The sequence below is a fragment of the Euzebya pacifica genome (assembly GCF_003344865.1).
Lineage (GTDB): Bacteria > Actinomycetota > Nitriliruptoria > Euzebyales > Euzebyaceae > Euzebya > Euzebya pacifica.
In genome coordinates, this window is sequence record NZ_CP031165.1 from 2,682,566 (window position 1) to 2,696,458 (window position 13,893).

The 13,893-nt window shown below is 70.5% G+C and carries 14 protein-coding genes and 1 pseudogene; 12 read left to right on the forward strand and 3 right to left on the reverse strand.

The features are described from left to right. The first annotated feature begins 108 nt into the window (after positions 1 to 108). Positions 109 to 1,644, forward strand: coding sequence for an LVIVD repeat-containing protein (locus DVS28_RS11360; protein ID WP_114591549.1), 1,536 nt, complete (start codon positions 109 to 111; stop codon positions 1,642 to 1,644). A 60-nt stretch (positions 1,645 to 1,704) separates the two neighbouring features. Here the strand turns inward: DVS28_RS11360 and DVS28_RS11365 are convergent, their stop codons facing one another. Beyond that, positions 1,705 to 2,628, reverse strand: coding sequence for an aldo/keto reductase (locus DVS28_RS11365; protein WP_114591550.1), 924 nt, complete (start codon positions 2,626 to 2,628; stop codon positions 1,705 to 1,707). 57 nt (positions 2,629 to 2,685) lie between these two features. Continuing rightward, positions 2,686 to 4,122, reverse strand: a complete 1,437-nt coding sequence (locus tag DVS28_RS11370) for a dihydrolipoyl dehydrogenase family protein (RefSeq protein ID WP_114591551.1) — start codon at positions 4,120 to 4,122, stop codon at positions 2,686 to 2,688. Between the two features lie 68 nt (positions 4,123 to 4,190). Between DVS28_RS11370 and DVS28_RS11375 the strand changes: the two genes are divergently transcribed. The 3 genes from DVS28_RS11375 to DVS28_RS11385 are packed head-to-tail and all read left to right on the forward strand — an operon-like array spanning position 4,191 to position 6,280. Beyond that, entirely contained in the window at positions 4,191 to 4,706 is a 516-nt protein-coding gene (locus DVS28_RS11375; protein ID WP_114591552.1) for a DUF309 domain-containing protein, read from the forward strand. Between the two features lie 42 nt (positions 4,707 to 4,748). Then, positions 4,749 to 5,195, forward strand: coding sequence for a response regulator (locus DVS28_RS11380; protein WP_114591553.1), 447 nt, complete (start codon positions 4,749 to 4,751; stop codon positions 5,193 to 5,195). Next, positions 5,192 to 6,280: a hybrid sensor histidine kinase/response regulator gene (locus DVS28_RS11385; RefSeq protein WP_114591554.1), complete on the forward strand. Its 1,089-nt coding sequence runs from the start codon at positions 5,192 to 5,194 to the stop codon at positions 6,278 to 6,280. Before DVS28_RS11380 ends, DVS28_RS11385 begins: the two co-directional genes overlap by 4 nt. A gap of 28 nt (positions 6,281 to 6,308) precedes the next feature. On the opposite strand, the gene DVS28_RS11390 is transcribed toward DVS28_RS11385, so the two are convergent. After that, positions 6,309 to 7,712, reverse strand: a complete 1,404-nt coding sequence (locus DVS28_RS11390) for a cryptochrome/photolyase family protein (protein WP_114591555.1) — start codon at positions 7,710 to 7,712, stop codon at positions 6,309 to 6,311. 34 nt (positions 7,713 to 7,746) lie between these two features. Between DVS28_RS11390 and DVS28_RS11395 the strand changes: the two genes are divergently transcribed. From DVS28_RS11395 to DVS28_RS11425, 8 genes and pseudogenes are all read left to right on the forward strand, one after another. Next, positions 7,747 to 8,052, forward strand: a complete 306-nt coding sequence (locus tag DVS28_RS11395) for a hypothetical protein (protein ID WP_216826560.1) — start codon at positions 7,747 to 7,749, stop codon at positions 8,050 to 8,052. Positions 8,053 to 8,121: 69 nt separating this feature from the next. Next, positions 8,122 to 8,997 (forward strand): septation protein SepH, encoded by an 876-nt coding sequence (sepH, locus tag DVS28_RS11400; protein WP_114591557.1) that lies wholly within the window; start codon positions 8,122 to 8,124, stop codon positions 8,995 to 8,997. Positions 8,998 to 9,010: 13 nt separating this feature from the next. Next, a complete protein-coding gene (locus tag DVS28_RS11405; protein WP_114591558.1) occupies positions 9,011 to 10,297 on the forward strand; it encodes a M48 family metalloprotease in 1,287 nt (428 codons plus the stop codon). Between the two features lie 63 nt (positions 10,298 to 10,360). Then, on the forward strand, positions 10,361 to 11,521 hold the full coding sequence (locus DVS28_RS11410; RefSeq protein WP_114591559.1) for a glycosyltransferase family 4 protein: 1,161 nt from the start codon (positions 10,361 to 10,363) through the stop codon (positions 11,519 to 11,521). A gap of 181 nt (positions 11,522 to 11,702) precedes the next feature. Then, positions 11,703 to 11,810: pseudogene (locus DVS28_RS30150) on the forward strand (permease); the annotation flags it as partial. A gap of 73 nt (positions 11,811 to 11,883) precedes the next feature. Continuing rightward, positions 11,884 to 12,627: a permease gene (locus DVS28_RS29190; protein WP_245973600.1), complete on the forward strand. Its 744-nt coding sequence runs from the start codon at positions 11,884 to 11,886 to the stop codon at positions 12,625 to 12,627. A 28-nt stretch (positions 12,628 to 12,655) separates the two neighbouring features. Then, positions 12,656 to 13,396: a TIGR03943 family putative permease subunit gene (locus DVS28_RS11420; protein WP_114591560.1), complete on the forward strand. Its 741-nt coding sequence runs from the start codon at positions 12,656 to 12,658 to the stop codon at positions 13,394 to 13,396. Between the two features lie 86 nt (positions 13,397 to 13,482). Then, positions 13,483 to 13,878 carry a nuclear transport factor 2 family protein gene (locus DVS28_RS11425; protein WP_114591561.1) on the forward strand — a complete coding sequence of 132 codons (396 nt, stop codon included), beginning with the start codon at positions 13,483 to 13,485 and terminating at the stop codon, positions 13,876 to 13,878. Positions 13,879 to 13,893 lie beyond the last annotated feature (15 nt).

The window sequence follows — 13,893 nt, forward strand, 5'->3', positions numbered from 1 at the left end:
TCGGCGTCGCGGCGAACATCGAAGGAGTTCCGCCGCGCCGGGAGGATTTCGGGCGGGTGACGTCGAACTCTCCAGCCGATCCCGCTCAAACCGAGGAGAACCCCCTTCGTGCGCACCACTGCCCTGTCCCTTGCCGTACTGCTCGTCCTCGGCGTGCTCTCGCTCGCCCCGGCCTCGGCGACCGAGGGCGGCGAGAACATCACCCCGGTCGACAACATCCCCTTCCCCAGCGTCGACAGCGGCGAGGGGACGGACTCCGACTTCCTGACCTACGACATCGACCCCACGGACGGCGTCAACGAGCGCACCGTCGGCGTGTTCGGCTCCATCGGCGCGGGCGCCTTGATCCTCGACGTCACCGACGGCGGCGCCCCCACCCAGCTGGCGTTCTACAGCTGCTCCATCGGTCAGGGCGACATCCAGATCTTCCAGCAGGGCGACAAGACCTACTTCGCCTTCACCGACGACGGCTACTCGACGGAGCGCAACGAGCCCAGCGCGTGCCAGCAGTGGGCGAAGGGCGACGCGGACTTCACCGGCGGCAACAAGCAGGGCACGTTCATCGTCGACATCACCGACCCGACGTCGCCGACGAACGTCGACTTCATCCCGTTCCCGCGCGGCTCCCACAACCAGACGGTCCACCCGTCGGGCAACTTCCTCTACAACTCCAACTCCGAGCTGATCACCAACGCCGCCAACGCCGGCATCGAGGTCTGGGAGATCACCGACATCGCCACCACCGCCCCGGTGAACCACGGCGTCATGCCGCTGCCGGTTCGTCCGGGCCTGGGCACGGACTCCCACGACATCACCTTCAACGCCGACGGCTCCCGGGCGTACTCCGCGGCGCTCTCCCAGACGGTCATCATCAACACCGAGGACCCCGCGGAGCCCTTCGTCGTGACCTCCTTCGTGGACCCCGCCATCAACGTGGAGCACCAGGCCAACCCCGTCACCCTCACCGACCCGCTGCTGGGCGAGCGCGAGTTCCTCATCGTCGAGGACGAGTTCGCCGGCGCCGCGGGTGCCGAGCAGACCTGTCCCTCCGGTGGCACGCACGTCTACGACATCACCGACGAGACGCTTCCCGTCAAGGTCGGGTCCTGGTACGTCGGCGACGTCGCCAACACCAACGCGATTGGCCTGAACTCGTGCACCGCGCACGTGTTCGACATCCACGAGGACGCCCAGATCATGACCATGTCGTTCTACGGCGGCGGCGTCCGGGTGATCGACCTGACCGGTCTGGTCGGCCTCAGCGTCGGCGGCGTCGGCGTGGGCATGAAGGAGATCGGCTACCACCGCTTCGAGGACTCCAACTCCTGGTCGGTCAAGGCCCCGCTGGTGGAGCGCAACGAGGACGGCAGCCTGAAGGACTTCCACCTCTACTCCAACGACATCAACCGCGGCGTGGACACCTACCTGTTCAGCACCGGTGGTGAGGTGGCGACCGGCACCGGCAACGGTGAGTGGTTCCCCGGCACGTCGTTCGTCGAGACCTTCGGGGCAGCCGTCACGCCGGCCGACTACGAGCCCTTCTGCCTGCTGCGCGCAGCGGGCGAGACGGTCCGCGGCATCGCGGCCCCCGCCCTCATCGACGGCGGGACCGGCGTGCTCCTTGGCGACATCACCGCCGCGTAGACCGCACAACCGCAGGCAACACCTGACGACGGGCCCGGCGCATCGCCGGGCCCGTTCGCGTCAGACCTCCTCGAGCAGGGCCATCTCCTCGGCGGTCAGCTCGAGGTCGGCCAGGGCCAGCAGGTCGGGCAGCTGGTCGACGGTGCGGGCCGACGCGATCGGCGACACGACCGTCGGTCGCTGCGCCAGCCACGCCAGGGCGATGGTCGCCAATCCCACCGACCGCGCGTCGGCGATGGTGTCCATGGCGGACAGGACGCGGTCGCCGCGGGCGTCGGCGTACTTCTCCACACGCGACCCGCGCATCGACTCCGCCGCCTCGCCGTCGCGGTGCTTGCCGGTCAGGAACCCGCTGGCCAGCGAGAAGTACGGGAACGTGGCCAGCCCCAGGTCCGCCGACGCCGGCAGCACCGCCTCCTCCACCTCCCGCTCCAGCAGGTTGTAGTGCGGCTGGTAGGCCACGTACCGGGGCAGGCCCTCGGCCTCGGCCACCGCGGCCGACTCGCGCAGCCGGCCGCCGCTGAAGTTCGAGGCGGCGATGTGGCGGACCTTGCCAGCATCCACGAGCTGCCCGAAGGCGCCGAGGGTCTCGGCGATGGGGGTCTCGGCGTCGTCGGTGTGGGCGTAGTACAGGTCGATGTGGTCGACGCCGAGCCGCTCCAGCGACGCGTCGGCCGCCGCACGGATGGTGTCCGGCCGCAGGTTGTCCAGACCGGTCTTCATGCCGACCTTCGTCGCGATGACCATCCGGTCGCGGTTGCCGCGGGCGGCCATCCAGCGGCCGATGATCGCCTCGGACTCACCGCCCTCGTTGCCGTCGACCCACGCCGAGTAGACGTCTGCGGTGTCCACGAAGTTGCCGCCGGCGTCGGCGTAGGCGTCGAGTACCCGGAAGGACTCGGCCTCGTCGGCGCCCCATCCGAAGACGTTGCCGCCGAGGCAGAGCGGGTGCACGGTCAGGTCGGTGGTGCCGATGCGCTTCATGGGAGAAGGACTACCCGGCCACCCACTTGGTTGCAATTCGAAGCACTCCGACCATGCTCAACCCTCGCGTGCCGCGCGAGCCTCCCTTCCGCGGTACTCGAAGAAGAACTGCGCTGCCGTCTCGCGGACGGCCAGCGACCACGACGGATAGGCGTGGGTCATCTGGGCCAGCCGACCTGTGATCACCTTCTGCTTCACCGCCAGGGCCACCTCGTGGATCATCTCCCCGGCAGGCGGGGCCACGATCGTCGCGCCGACGAGGTTGCCGCCGGCCAACCCCCGGACGAGGGTGTGCGGCCCGGCGACGAGCTTGACGAAGCCCGCGGTCTCGCCGGTGACCTTCGCGCGGTCCGTCTCGGCGATCGGCATGTAGGCGACCCGTGCGTGATCGCCGTACTCGGCGAACGCCTCGGCCTCCGACAACCCGACCCGGCCGATCTCCGGCTCGGTGTAGGTCACCCACGGCACCACACGGTCGTCGTAGGACATGGGGATCAACCCGAGCGCGTTGTTGACCGCCAGCTGTCCCTGGTCGTAGCCCACATGCGTGAACTGCAGGCCTCCGGTGATGTCGCCGACCGCGAACACGTCATCGGCGGTCGTGCGCATCTTCTCGTCGACCTTCACGAACCCCCGGTCGGTGAGCTCCACGCCCCCCTTCTCGATGGCCAGCCCGTCGGTCACCGGCCGACGACCGGTCGCAACCAGGACCTCGTCCGCGGCCACGACGCGGCCGTCCTCGGTGGTGATCGTGACCCCGTCCGGACCCCGGATCACCGACGCCACGAACGACCCCAGCTCGAAGGCCACACCCTCGTCGGCAAGGACGTCCTGGATGACCCGGGACGCCTCGGGCTCCTCCTTGGTCGCCACCCGCGACTCGCCCTCCACCACCGTGACCTGTGTGCCCAACCGCTGGAACGCCTGCCCCAGCTCCAGGCCGATCGGCCCACCCCCGAGGATGGCCAGCCGTCCGGGCCGGGAGGTCAGCTCGAAGACGGAGTCGTTGGTCAGGGGGCGCGCGTCGGCCAGGCCGTCGACGGGGGGGAGGGCGGCCGTGGTCCCGGTTGCCAGCACGATGGCCTTCGAGGCCCGCACCGTCGTCCCGTCGACCGACAACCGACCGGGGGCGGTGAACGACGCCTGGCCGGTGATCACCTCGATGCCCTGGCTGCGCAACGTGGGTTCGTCCTCGTCGGTCGACACGTGTGTGCGTCGGTCATGTACCGCGCCGATCACGCGTTCCCACGGCACGTCGCCATCGAACCCCAGGTCCCGCGCGGCCTTGACCTTCTTGGCCTCCGTGATGAGGGCCTTGGACGGGACGCAGCCGGTCCACGTGCAGTCCCCACCCAGGCGATGGCGTTCCACGAGGATGACCGAGTGCCCCTTCCTGGCGGCGGTCCACGCCGCCGCGAGTCCGGCCGCGCCGGCACCCACCACCACGAAGTCGGCCTCGCAAGAAGCGGTGGAAGCGGTCGGTGGAGGTGTCATGGTGGTCCCAGCTGGCTAGAACAAGGGGTGTGCCGTTCGTATACCCCCGGCACCGGAGGCAGACGCACATGACCGACAACACCACCGCGACCAGCACCGTTCCCGATCGGGATCGCAACGCCGACGGACGGCCCGAGAACGCACGTCCTCGCGACCGATTCGGTGCCCCCCTGCCGCGTGGGGCCAGCAACGAGCTGATCGACCGCGTCGAACCCGAGGACGTCTGCACCAGCCTCGAGCAGACCCACGCCGCTGCCGTCGAGCTGTTCGACCAGCAACGGTTCTTCGAGGCCCACGAGTTCTTCGAATGGGCGTGGAAGGGGCCGTTCACCCCCGACGAGGAACGACCCTTCTACAAGGGCCTGGCGCAGCTCGCGGTCGGCTACACCCACACCCAACGCGGCAACGCCAAGGGTGCGGCGTCGCTCCTGCAGCGGGGAATCGACCACGTTGGCCCGTTCGGCCCGATCCACGCCGGAGTCGACGTGGCCCGCGCGATCGAGGACGCGCGCCGATTCGCGGAGACCGTCGAGGCCGTGGGGCCCTCCCCGGACCTGACCTTCCCGCGATTCCCCCGCGGATGAACAGGCACTCTCGGTACGGGCGGGGAGTAGGCTCTGGCGACAATGGCTGATCCCGCCCGCCCCATTCGTGTCCTCCTCGTGGAGGACTCACCGTCCGACGTTGCGTTGACCGAAGTGGTGTTCGGGCAGGCGAAGACCGACATCCAGCTCGACGTGGCCAACGACGGCATCGAGGCGCTGGAGTACCTCGAGGCCCGCGACTGCGACATGGCCGCCATGCCCGACCTCATCCTGCTCGACCTCAACATGCCCCGCATGGGTGGTCACGAGGTGCTCGAGCGGCTGAAGGCCCACGATCACTGGCGGCGGATACCCGTGATCGTGCTGACCACGTCGAAGGCCGAAGCCGACATCCTGGGCGTCTACGACCGACACGCCAACTCCTACATCGCCAAGCCTGTGGACCTGCCGGAGTTCATCGATGTGGTCAGCCGCATCGAGGACTACTGGCTCTCCGTGGTGCAGCTACCAACTCGAACCGGCTCGTGAACCGCGTCATCCGGCGCCTACTCCTCGTCGAGGACTCGCCGAGTGACGCCGTGCTGATCACCTCGCTGGTGGAGGAGCGCAGCGCATGGGACGTCGTGCACGTCCCCACCAACACGGCCGCGACGGCGGCTCTGGAGAACGGATCGTTCGACGCCGTGCTGCTGGACCTCGGCCTTCCCGATGGTGAGGGGCTTGCATCGGTCCGGGCGATGCGGGATTCCTTCGACGTGCCCATCATCGTCCTGACCGCGCGTCCAGAGGCGACGTGGGGCACCGAGGTCGTGCGCAGCGGGGCCCAGGACTTCATCTCCAAGGACGAGGCGGACGCCGCGGGACTCGAACGGGCGCTGCGGTACGCCGTCCAGCGCCACGCCCAGGTGCAGCAGCTCGGGCGTGCCCAGCGACGGCTGCAGCGATACGCGCGCGCCGTCGCCCACGACGTCCGGACCCCCATCGCCACGATCCGCGGGTTCGCGGAGATGATCCTGGTGGAGGAGCAGACCCGTGGCGCAGCCGACAGCCGAACCGTCGACTACGCCGGACGGATCGTGTCCCAGTCCAAGCGGTTGCTGGACATGGCCGCCGACCTGCTGGAGGACGCCACCGACGACACCGACGCCGTGGTCGACATGACCGCCGGGGCTCGCTGGGTCGAGGAGCTGCTGGGCAACCGGATGGATGCGCTCGGTGCGCAGATGACCATCACCCGGCTTCCTCGCCTGCAGGGCAAGCGCACCGTGCTGCGGCAGGTCCTGCTGAACCTCAGCAGCAACGTCCTGGACCATGCCAAGGGCACCGACCTGGAGATGCGCTGGTCGTCCATGCGTCGCAGCGACGGGGGCTGGGACGTGATCCTGGAGGACAACGGCGAGGACGTCCCGGACGCCCTGATCTCGCTCGGACAGCCGCTGCCGGTGCTGCCGGTCGAGGCCAACGCGACCGGTCACGGCATCGGCCTGCGCGTGGCAGCAGCCGGCATGGCCGAACACGACGGCGCCGTGTGGCTGTCCCGCGGGCGATCCGGCGGGCTGCGCGTGACGCTGGAGTTCCCCGAGTCGGCGTCGACGGATCCCAAGCCCCTCTGACGTCCCCGGGCGTCGGGATCGATCGCGCTCAGGTCGCCTGGGACCACCAGTCCATCGCACGCTGCCGCGCCTCGGCATGATCCACGATCGGCGCCGGGTAGTCCTCGCCGATGATGACGCCGAGGGCCTCCTGGTCCTCCTCCGACAGCCGCCACGGTTCGTGGAGCCTGTTGTTCGGCAGGTCGGCCAGCTCGGGCACCCACCGTCGGACGTAGACCCCGTCGGGGTCGAACCGTGTGCCCTGGGTGGTCGGGTTGAAGATCCGGATGAACTGCTGCGCGTCAGTACCGGTCCCCGCGGCCCACTGCCAACCACCGTTGTTGCTGCAGGTGTCGCCGTCCACGAGGTTGGCCATGAAATGGGCCTCGCCCCGGCGCCAGTCGACCAGCAGGTCCTTGCACAGGAAGGACGCCACGATCATCCGTGCCCGGTTGTGCATCCAGCCCATGGTGGACAGCTGGCGCATGGCGGCGTCGACGATGGGGAACCCGGTCTGCCCCTCCGCCCACGCCTCGAACGCGTCGTCATCGTCGTGCCACGGCAGGTCCCGGTACTCCTCCCTGAACGCACCGCGGGCCGTGTCGGGCCACTCCGCCATGACGTGCAGGTAGAAGTCTCGCCATGCCAGCTCCGTGGCATAGGTGTCCTGACCCGGATTGCGACGGTCGAGGCGAGTCCAGGCCTCCCGCGCGGACAGGCACCCCATGTGGAGGTCGGGGGACAACCTCGACGTGCCGGGGACGCCCAGCACGTCCCGCCGGTCGTCGTAGTCGTCTACCGGGCCGTCGAGCCAGTCGTCCAGGCGTTCCCGGGCAGGACCCTCGCCACCGTCGGGCCACGCCTCATCGGGGCCCCGGACGTCCAGCTGGGGGACCTCGGTCGGTGCCACGGTGTCGATGCGGCCCACACCGTCGGGAGCCCTCGGCAGCGCCGCAGGAGGGGTCAGCGGCTCGCCGTGGTCCCGTTGCGTCCAGGTGCGATGGAAGGGCGTGAACACCTTGTAGACGCTGTCGGATCCGGTCCGTACCGACCCGGGAGGGGCGATCGACACCCCCTGATGGCGCTCCAGCGTCCGGCCGTCGTCGGCCAGGGCCTTCTCCACGGCATCGTCACGGGCGACCGCGAACGGTGTGTGGTCGGCGGTCACGTGCACCGCGTCGACCTCCAGGTCCTTCGCCAGGGCCGGAACAACGTGCCGCGGGTCGCCGAGGACCACCATCAGCTGGCCGCCCAGGTCACCCAGCCGGTTGTCGAGGTCGACCAGCGCCTGCCGCAGGTATCGCTTGCGTGCAGGCGATACCCGTTCGTGGTCGAGCAGGTGTGGGTCGAGCACGAAGACGCATGCCAGTCGGTCGGCATCGGCTGCCGTCACCAACGCCGGCAGGTCGTGGGTCCGCAGGTCCCGCCGGAACCACATCAGCTCGGTTGTCACAGCTGTCCTCTCCGCCGGTACGCTCTTCCCCGCAGTGACCGACACTTCTACCCAGCCCGAGGCGGTGCACACGCCGATGAGCGAACGAACCGACGACCCTGCAGCGGTCGGACTCAAGCCCGGAACACGCTACAAGTGCGAGGGATGCGGCAACCTGACCCGGTTCGACGTGACCGTGACCGAGCACGCAACGCGGTTCTGGCATGCCGAGCTGTCGGGGGAGGGGCGGATCGAGTCCGCCGACGACGCCAGCATCGACATCGAGTCGGTCAGCTGTCGCTGGTGCGGCTCCGCCGACAGGATCGTGGTCGAGCGAGCCCCGATCGGCGATCCCGCCTGACGGCAACCCTGCGGACGGTGGTCGAGGGTGACGTACCGCCACCTGCCGCGTCGATAGGGTAGGGCCACGATGCAGGCCCTGGACCTCGTCGGCTGCACCGCCGACATGACACACCTCGTGCTGGTCGACCCGTCGACCGGCGAACGGTTCCGGGCGCGGCTGACCACCCAGCTGATCACCACCCTCGTGGAGATGCTGGAGTCCAGCGACGACGACCGGCTCAGCCTGCTGCGAGAGGTCACCAGCGCCGCGACGCACGACGTGAGCGTGGCGCCCGTCGACGCCGACGCGCCGTCGCCGGCCGCAGCGCTCGTGTCCCTGGGCACGCTGACCGTGGGGCAGGCGCCGCGGGCGAAGCTGGACGGGTCCGCCTCCCGGTTGTCGCCGTCGGAGATCCAGCGGCTGCTGCGCGCCGGCAAGGCGCCGGAGTCCGTGGCCGAGCAGGCCGGCGTGTCGCTGGACTGGGTGCTGCGCTGGTTCCAGCCGATCGCGGCCGAGCAGGGCAAGGTCATCACGTCGGTCCTCGGCGGTCGACAGGAGCGCGAGGGCTTCGGCCTCTCCGACGACCTGATCGGCGACTCGGTGCGGACCAACCTGCTTGCCCGTGACGTCGAACCCGACGAGGAGGACGTCCAGTGGTCGGCCTCGCGGCCCGAGGGGCGCCCCTACTGGACGGTCACGCTGCGGTTCACCGAGGGCGAACGTGTCCGTCGGGCGACCTGGCGCTACGACATCGGGACGGGGCGGGTCAGCCCGCGCGACGACCTCGCCGTCGACCTCGGCTGGACCGCGCCGATCACGCACCCCTCACCGGGACGCATGCACCACAGCGGCGGCGAGCCCGCGCCGGCCCCACAGGATCGAGCCGGTCCACCCCCGCCACCGGCACCCCGTCCGAACCGCTGGGCCCCACCGACCCCACCGTCTCCGCGACGTCAGCGCTGAGCACGACGGCCTCGTGACGTCCGACGACGCGACCGTGTCCACAGCTCGGGCCGGGTCCCGGCTGTCGGTGCTCTGGTGGGCCCTCGCCGGTCTCGCCGTGCTCGGCGCCGTGCTGGGCGAGGTCGTCCGTCCGCTGGCCGATGCCGTGGGACGCGCCGACCTCGTCGCCGCGGGCGTGCCACCAGCGGTCCTTGCAGAGGCCGACGCCTATCGGGCGGGCCTGCGACCGCTCGCGATCACGAGCCTCCTGCTGCGCGTGGCCGTCGGCCTGGTCGTGCTGTTGCCTGCTGTCCGCCGGCGGGTCGCAGGCCGGTTGCGGCCGCGCAGCGACCGGCTGGCCGCGGCCGGTCGACGACAGCTCCGCCCCCTCGTCGCTGGGCTGCTCGGCGGTGTGGTCTGGGTCGTCTCGGACCTGGTCAGGCTGCCGCTGCAGTGGATCGCGGTGCAGCGTGCCGTCGACGTGGGCCTGGTCACCCAGTCGACGGGGGAGTGGCTGCGTGACTGGGCCGTCGTGCACGGCCCCTACTGGCTGGGTGTCGTGGCCGTCGTGACGCTGGTGGCGTGGCTGGTCGAGCGCCGGCCGAGGGACTGGGTGCCGGTTGCCGGCCTTTCCCTCGGCGTGGCCGGGGTGGCGCTGGTCCTGCTCAGCCCCCTGCTCTTCGAGCCGCTGCTGCTGTCGTTCCGTCCGCTGGAGGATCCCGAGCTGCGTGCCGACATCGACCGGCTGGCCGACCTTGCGCTCGGGGAGGCCCCCGACCGGGTGCTCGTCGCTGACGCGTCCCGTCGGACGACCGCGTCCAACGCCTACGTCTCCGGGCTCGGCGGCACCCGGCGGATCGTGCTGTACGACACCCTCCTGGCCGATGCACCCCACGATCAGGTGCTGGCCATCGTGGCCCACGAGCTGGCCCACGATGCCAACCGCGACCTCGAACGGACGGCCGCCGCCATCCTCGGCGGATCGGTCGTGGCCGTGGCCGCCGTCCAGGTGCTCTTCGGGCGTCGGCTGCGCGACCACGACGGGCACGTCCGCCCCGAGATGACGGTCGCGATCGTCGGTGTCGGCCTTGTCCTGGCGGTGGCCAGCGCCCCGGTCGAGCGATGGTCCTCCCGCCGCGCCGAGTCCGCCGCCGACGCCACGGCCCTGGAGCTCACGGGTGACCCGGACACCTTCGTGGCGATGATGGTCGGACTGGCCCAGCGCAACCTGTCGGACCCGGACCCACCCGACTGGGCCGTCTCGCTGTGGTTCTCCCACCCACCGGTGGCCGAACGAATCGGCCGTGGACTGGGGCAGTGACCCCGAACCCCTGTCCGGTCGACGTACCACCCGTCATCGCTGACCCCTCATGCTCCATTGCCCATGGCCTCCACCTCGTCGTCCCAGCCCGCTGACCAGTCACCGGCGCCGCGCAGCCTGTGGGTGACCAACGACTTCCCGCCCCGCTCGGGTGGGATCGAGCAGTTCGTCGCCAACGTCGTGGCAACCCTCGATCCCGAGGGGGTGATGGTGCTGGCCTCGCCGTGGGAGGGCGACACGGCCCACGACGCGGCCCTGCCCTACCGGGTCGACCGCATCAGCCGTCGACCCCTGCTGCCCACCCCGGGGGTCATCAGGACCGTCAACGCCGCCATCGCCGAACACCGTGCGGATGTGGTCGTGTTCGGCTCGGCCTGGCCGCTGGCGGAGATGGCCGGCCGCCTCGATGCGCCCACCGTGGCCATCACCCATGGCCGGGAGGCCGGGATGTGTCGCGTCGGGTTCGCACCCTTCATGCGCCGGCTGGGACGTCGCAACACCGTCATGACGCTGCTGAGCGACTACACCGCCGAACGGCTGGAGCCGCTGCTGGCCCCCCTGACGAGGCTGCACCGGCTTCCGGGTGGCGTCGACACGGCGGTCTTCACCCCGGACGGTCCGACCATGCGGGAGCGCCACGGCCTCGGCGATGCACCGACCGTGGTGTGCATCAGCCGCCTCGTGCCGCGCAAGGGCCAGGACACGCTCGTCCGGATCTGGCCGCGAGTGCAGCAGGCGGTGCCCGATGCGCGACTGCTGCTCGTGGGCACCGGTCCCATCGGTGACTCCCTCGAGGACGCGGTTGCCGCCGCCGGCCTCGAGCACGAGATCACCTTCACCGGTGAGGTGCCATGGTCGGAGCTCCCCGCGTACTACCGGACCGGAGACGTGTTCGCCATGCCCTGCCGCACGCGACTGGCCGGCATGGACGTGGAGGGCCTCGGACTGGTGTTCCTCGAGGCCCAGGCGTCCGGGGTACCGGTGATCGTCGGGGACTCCGGCGGCGCGCCAGAGACCGTCCAGCACGGTGTCACCGGCCTCGTCGTCGACGGTGACGACGACGAGGACGTCCTCGCCGCGGTCGTCGACCTGCTGGCCGACGAATTCCGTCGGAGGACCATGGGGGCCGCCGCGGTCGAGCACGCACGCAGCCGGTGGGCCTGGCCGGTCATCGGCCGGCAGCTCGTGACTGCCATGCGGGACGCCGTCCACAACGAGGGCTGATCGACTTGTTGGGAGACCGCCGGTCTACAGTACGATCTCGGCGGTGAGCACCGACACGACGGACATCGCAGGGGTCCGACGAACGAAGAATCCGGACGGGCCGTCCCTCGGCGGACGACGATTCCCGTCGCTGGAGCTCCTGGCGGTCGGCCTGGTCGCCGCGGTGCTGCTGCGGCCGACGATGGCGGGCCTCTTCGACGATCCGGCCCTGCAGACGTGGTCCACGATCTTCGTGTCGATCGTGATCCAGGCGCTGCCGTTCCTCGTCCTCGGTGTCCTCGTGTCGGGGGCGATCGCGGCGTTCGTGCCGGCCTCGACCCTCGTGCGGTTGATGCCGACCAACCCCCTGTTCGGCGTCCCCCATGGCCGGGCTCGCCGGTGCGGCGCTGCCCGGATGCGAGTGCGGATCGGTGCCGATCGCGGGCCGACTCGCCCAGCGGGGCGCCTCTCCGGCGGCGGCCTTCGCGTTCATGCTGGCCGCCCCGGCGATCAACCCTGTGGTGCTTGCCGCGACCGCCGTGGCATTCCCCGGCCGTCCCGACATCGTCATCGCCCGCTTCGTCGCGTCGCTGATGGCTGCGGTGCTCGTCGGCTGGATCTGGGCCAGGTTCGGTGACGACGACCTGCTCCGCACGGCGACGGGCGGCGAGGACGCCAGCACCCCGTGGTCGATGTTCACCACGGTGGCTGCCCACGACTTCCTCCACGCCGGCGGGTGGCTGGTCCTCGGCGGGATGACGGCCGCGACCCTGCAGGTGGCCGTGCCCCGCACCGTGCTGGACGTGCTGGCCGGCAACGAGGTCGTCGCGATCCTCGCCCTCGCCACCCTCGCGGTGGTGCTGGCCATCTGCAGCGAGGCGGACGCCTTCGTCGCCGTCGGCCTCAGCCAGTTCTCCACCACCGCACGGCTGGCGTTCCTCGTCGTCGGCCCCGCCGTCGACGTCAAGCTGGTTGCCCTGCAGGCCGGGGTGTTCGGCCGTCGGTTCACCGCACGCTTCGCCCCGTTGGCGTTCGTGGTGGCGCTGGGGTCGGCCGTTGTCGTGGGCCTCGCCGCCGGTGCGATCACCGGCAACATCACCTGGACAGAGGGAATCGTGGTCCGATGACGCACTCACCGTTGATGAGGCAGGGCTGATGGACGAACGTGCACAAGGTGCCCTCCTGCTGGCCGTCGCCGGCGTTGCCGTGCGACTCGGCCTGTCGGGTTCGGCGCTGGACTACATCAAGCCGTCCTACGTGCCGTTGCTGGTCGCATCCGGTGTCGTCATCGGGGTGCTCGGCGCCCTGGTGCTGGCCCGCGCCATCCGCGCGCTCGACGACCCCCACGACCACGACGAGGCGTCCGACCACGGCCACGGGCACAACCACTCCTCGGCGCCGCGGATCGCTTGGATGCTCGCCGCGCCGTTGTTCGCGGTGCTGCTCGTCGCGCCACCACCCCTCGGCGCGTTCGCGGCCAACCGTCAGTCGGGTGTGGTCCAGCAACGCTCGGCCGTCTGGCCGCCCCTGCCCGAGGCGGTCGACGGGGTGGTGCCGCTGTCCCTCGGCGAGTACGCCGGCCGCGCGCTGTACGACCCCGACCTGTCGCTCGCCGGCGCCGACGTCCAGCTGACCGGGTTCGTGTCCGGCGTCCTTCCGGACGGCTTCGTCCTGACTCGGTTCGCCCTCTCGTGCTGCGCCGCTGACGGCACCGCCATCGACGTGCACGTCCGCAGCGACCAACCCGCTCCGCCCGTCGACACGTGGGTGCAGGTGACCGGCCAGTGGGAGAACCGGGACGGGCACGTCGTCGGCGAGCTCACGACCGACCCACCGCTGCTGACCGCCGAGTCCCTCGTGCGCGTCCCGCAACCCGCCGAGCCCTACGAGACCTGAGCGGGGCCTACGGTGCGTCCGACGTATCGTCACCCTCTGTGTTGAGATCGTGGACTCAGGGCAACCTGCGTTCTATACTCAGCGTCATGAGCGAGACACTCGAAGTCGGTGCGGTCGTCCGCAGGTTCCTGCAGGCGCGCCGTCGCGGGCCGTTCGAGCTGCGGGAGCTGACCCGCCTGCTCCACAACGACGCCACCTACGTCGAGGTGATCGACGGCGAACGCCTGACCGTCAGCGGGGGCAACGGCATCGCCGAGCTGCTGCAGGCCGTCTGGGCCCGTCGTGGGGACGACGAGACGATGTCGATCGTCCGCTCCGGCGTCACGAGCGACACCACCGCCGTCGGGCACTGGCGACGTGTCACCGCGGACGGCACCGTCGTCCACGGTCGCGACCGTTACACCGTTGCCGATGGGTTGATCGTGGAGATCGAGGTGGAGGAGTTCGCTTCAGCGGCCGTCCCCACCTACGTCCGCATCTGACCGGTCGAGGGTCGG

Excerpts from the sequence above, each read along its gene's own strand:
- DVS28_RS11365 (WP_114591550.1), bottom strand. The coding sequence starts at position 2,628 with ATGAAGCGCATCGGCACCACCGACCTGACCGTGCACCCGCTCTGCCTC.
- DVS28_RS11370 (WP_114591551.1), bottom strand. The coding sequence starts at position 4,122 with ATGACACCTCCACCGACCGCTTCCACCGCTTCTTGCGAGGCCGACTTC.
- DVS28_RS11375 (WP_114591552.1), top strand. The coding sequence starts at position 4,191 with ATGACCGACAACACCACCGCGACCAGCACCGTTCCCGATCGGGATCGC.
- DVS28_RS11380 (WP_114591553.1), top strand. The coding sequence starts at position 4,749 with ATGGCTGATCCCGCCCGCCCCATTCGTGTCCTCCTCGTGGAGGACTCA.
- sepH (WP_114591557.1), top strand. The coding sequence starts at position 8,122 with ATGCAGGCCCTGGACCTCGTCGGCTGCACCGCCGACATGACACACCTC.
- DVS28_RS11410 (WP_114591559.1), top strand. The coding sequence starts at position 10,361 with ATGGCCTCCACCTCGTCGTCCCAGCCCGCTGACCAGTCACCGGCGCCG.
- DVS28_RS29190 (WP_245973600.1), top strand. The coding sequence starts at position 11,884 with ATGGCCGGGCTCGCCGGTGCGGCGCTGCCCGGATGCGAGTGCGGATCG.
- DVS28_RS11420 (WP_114591560.1), top strand. The coding sequence starts at position 12,656 with ATGGACGAACGTGCACAAGGTGCCCTCCTGCTGGCCGTCGCCGGCGTT.
- DVS28_RS11425 (WP_114591561.1), top strand. The coding sequence starts at position 13,483 with ATGAGCGAGACACTCGAAGTCGGTGCGGTCGTCCGCAGGTTCCTGCAG.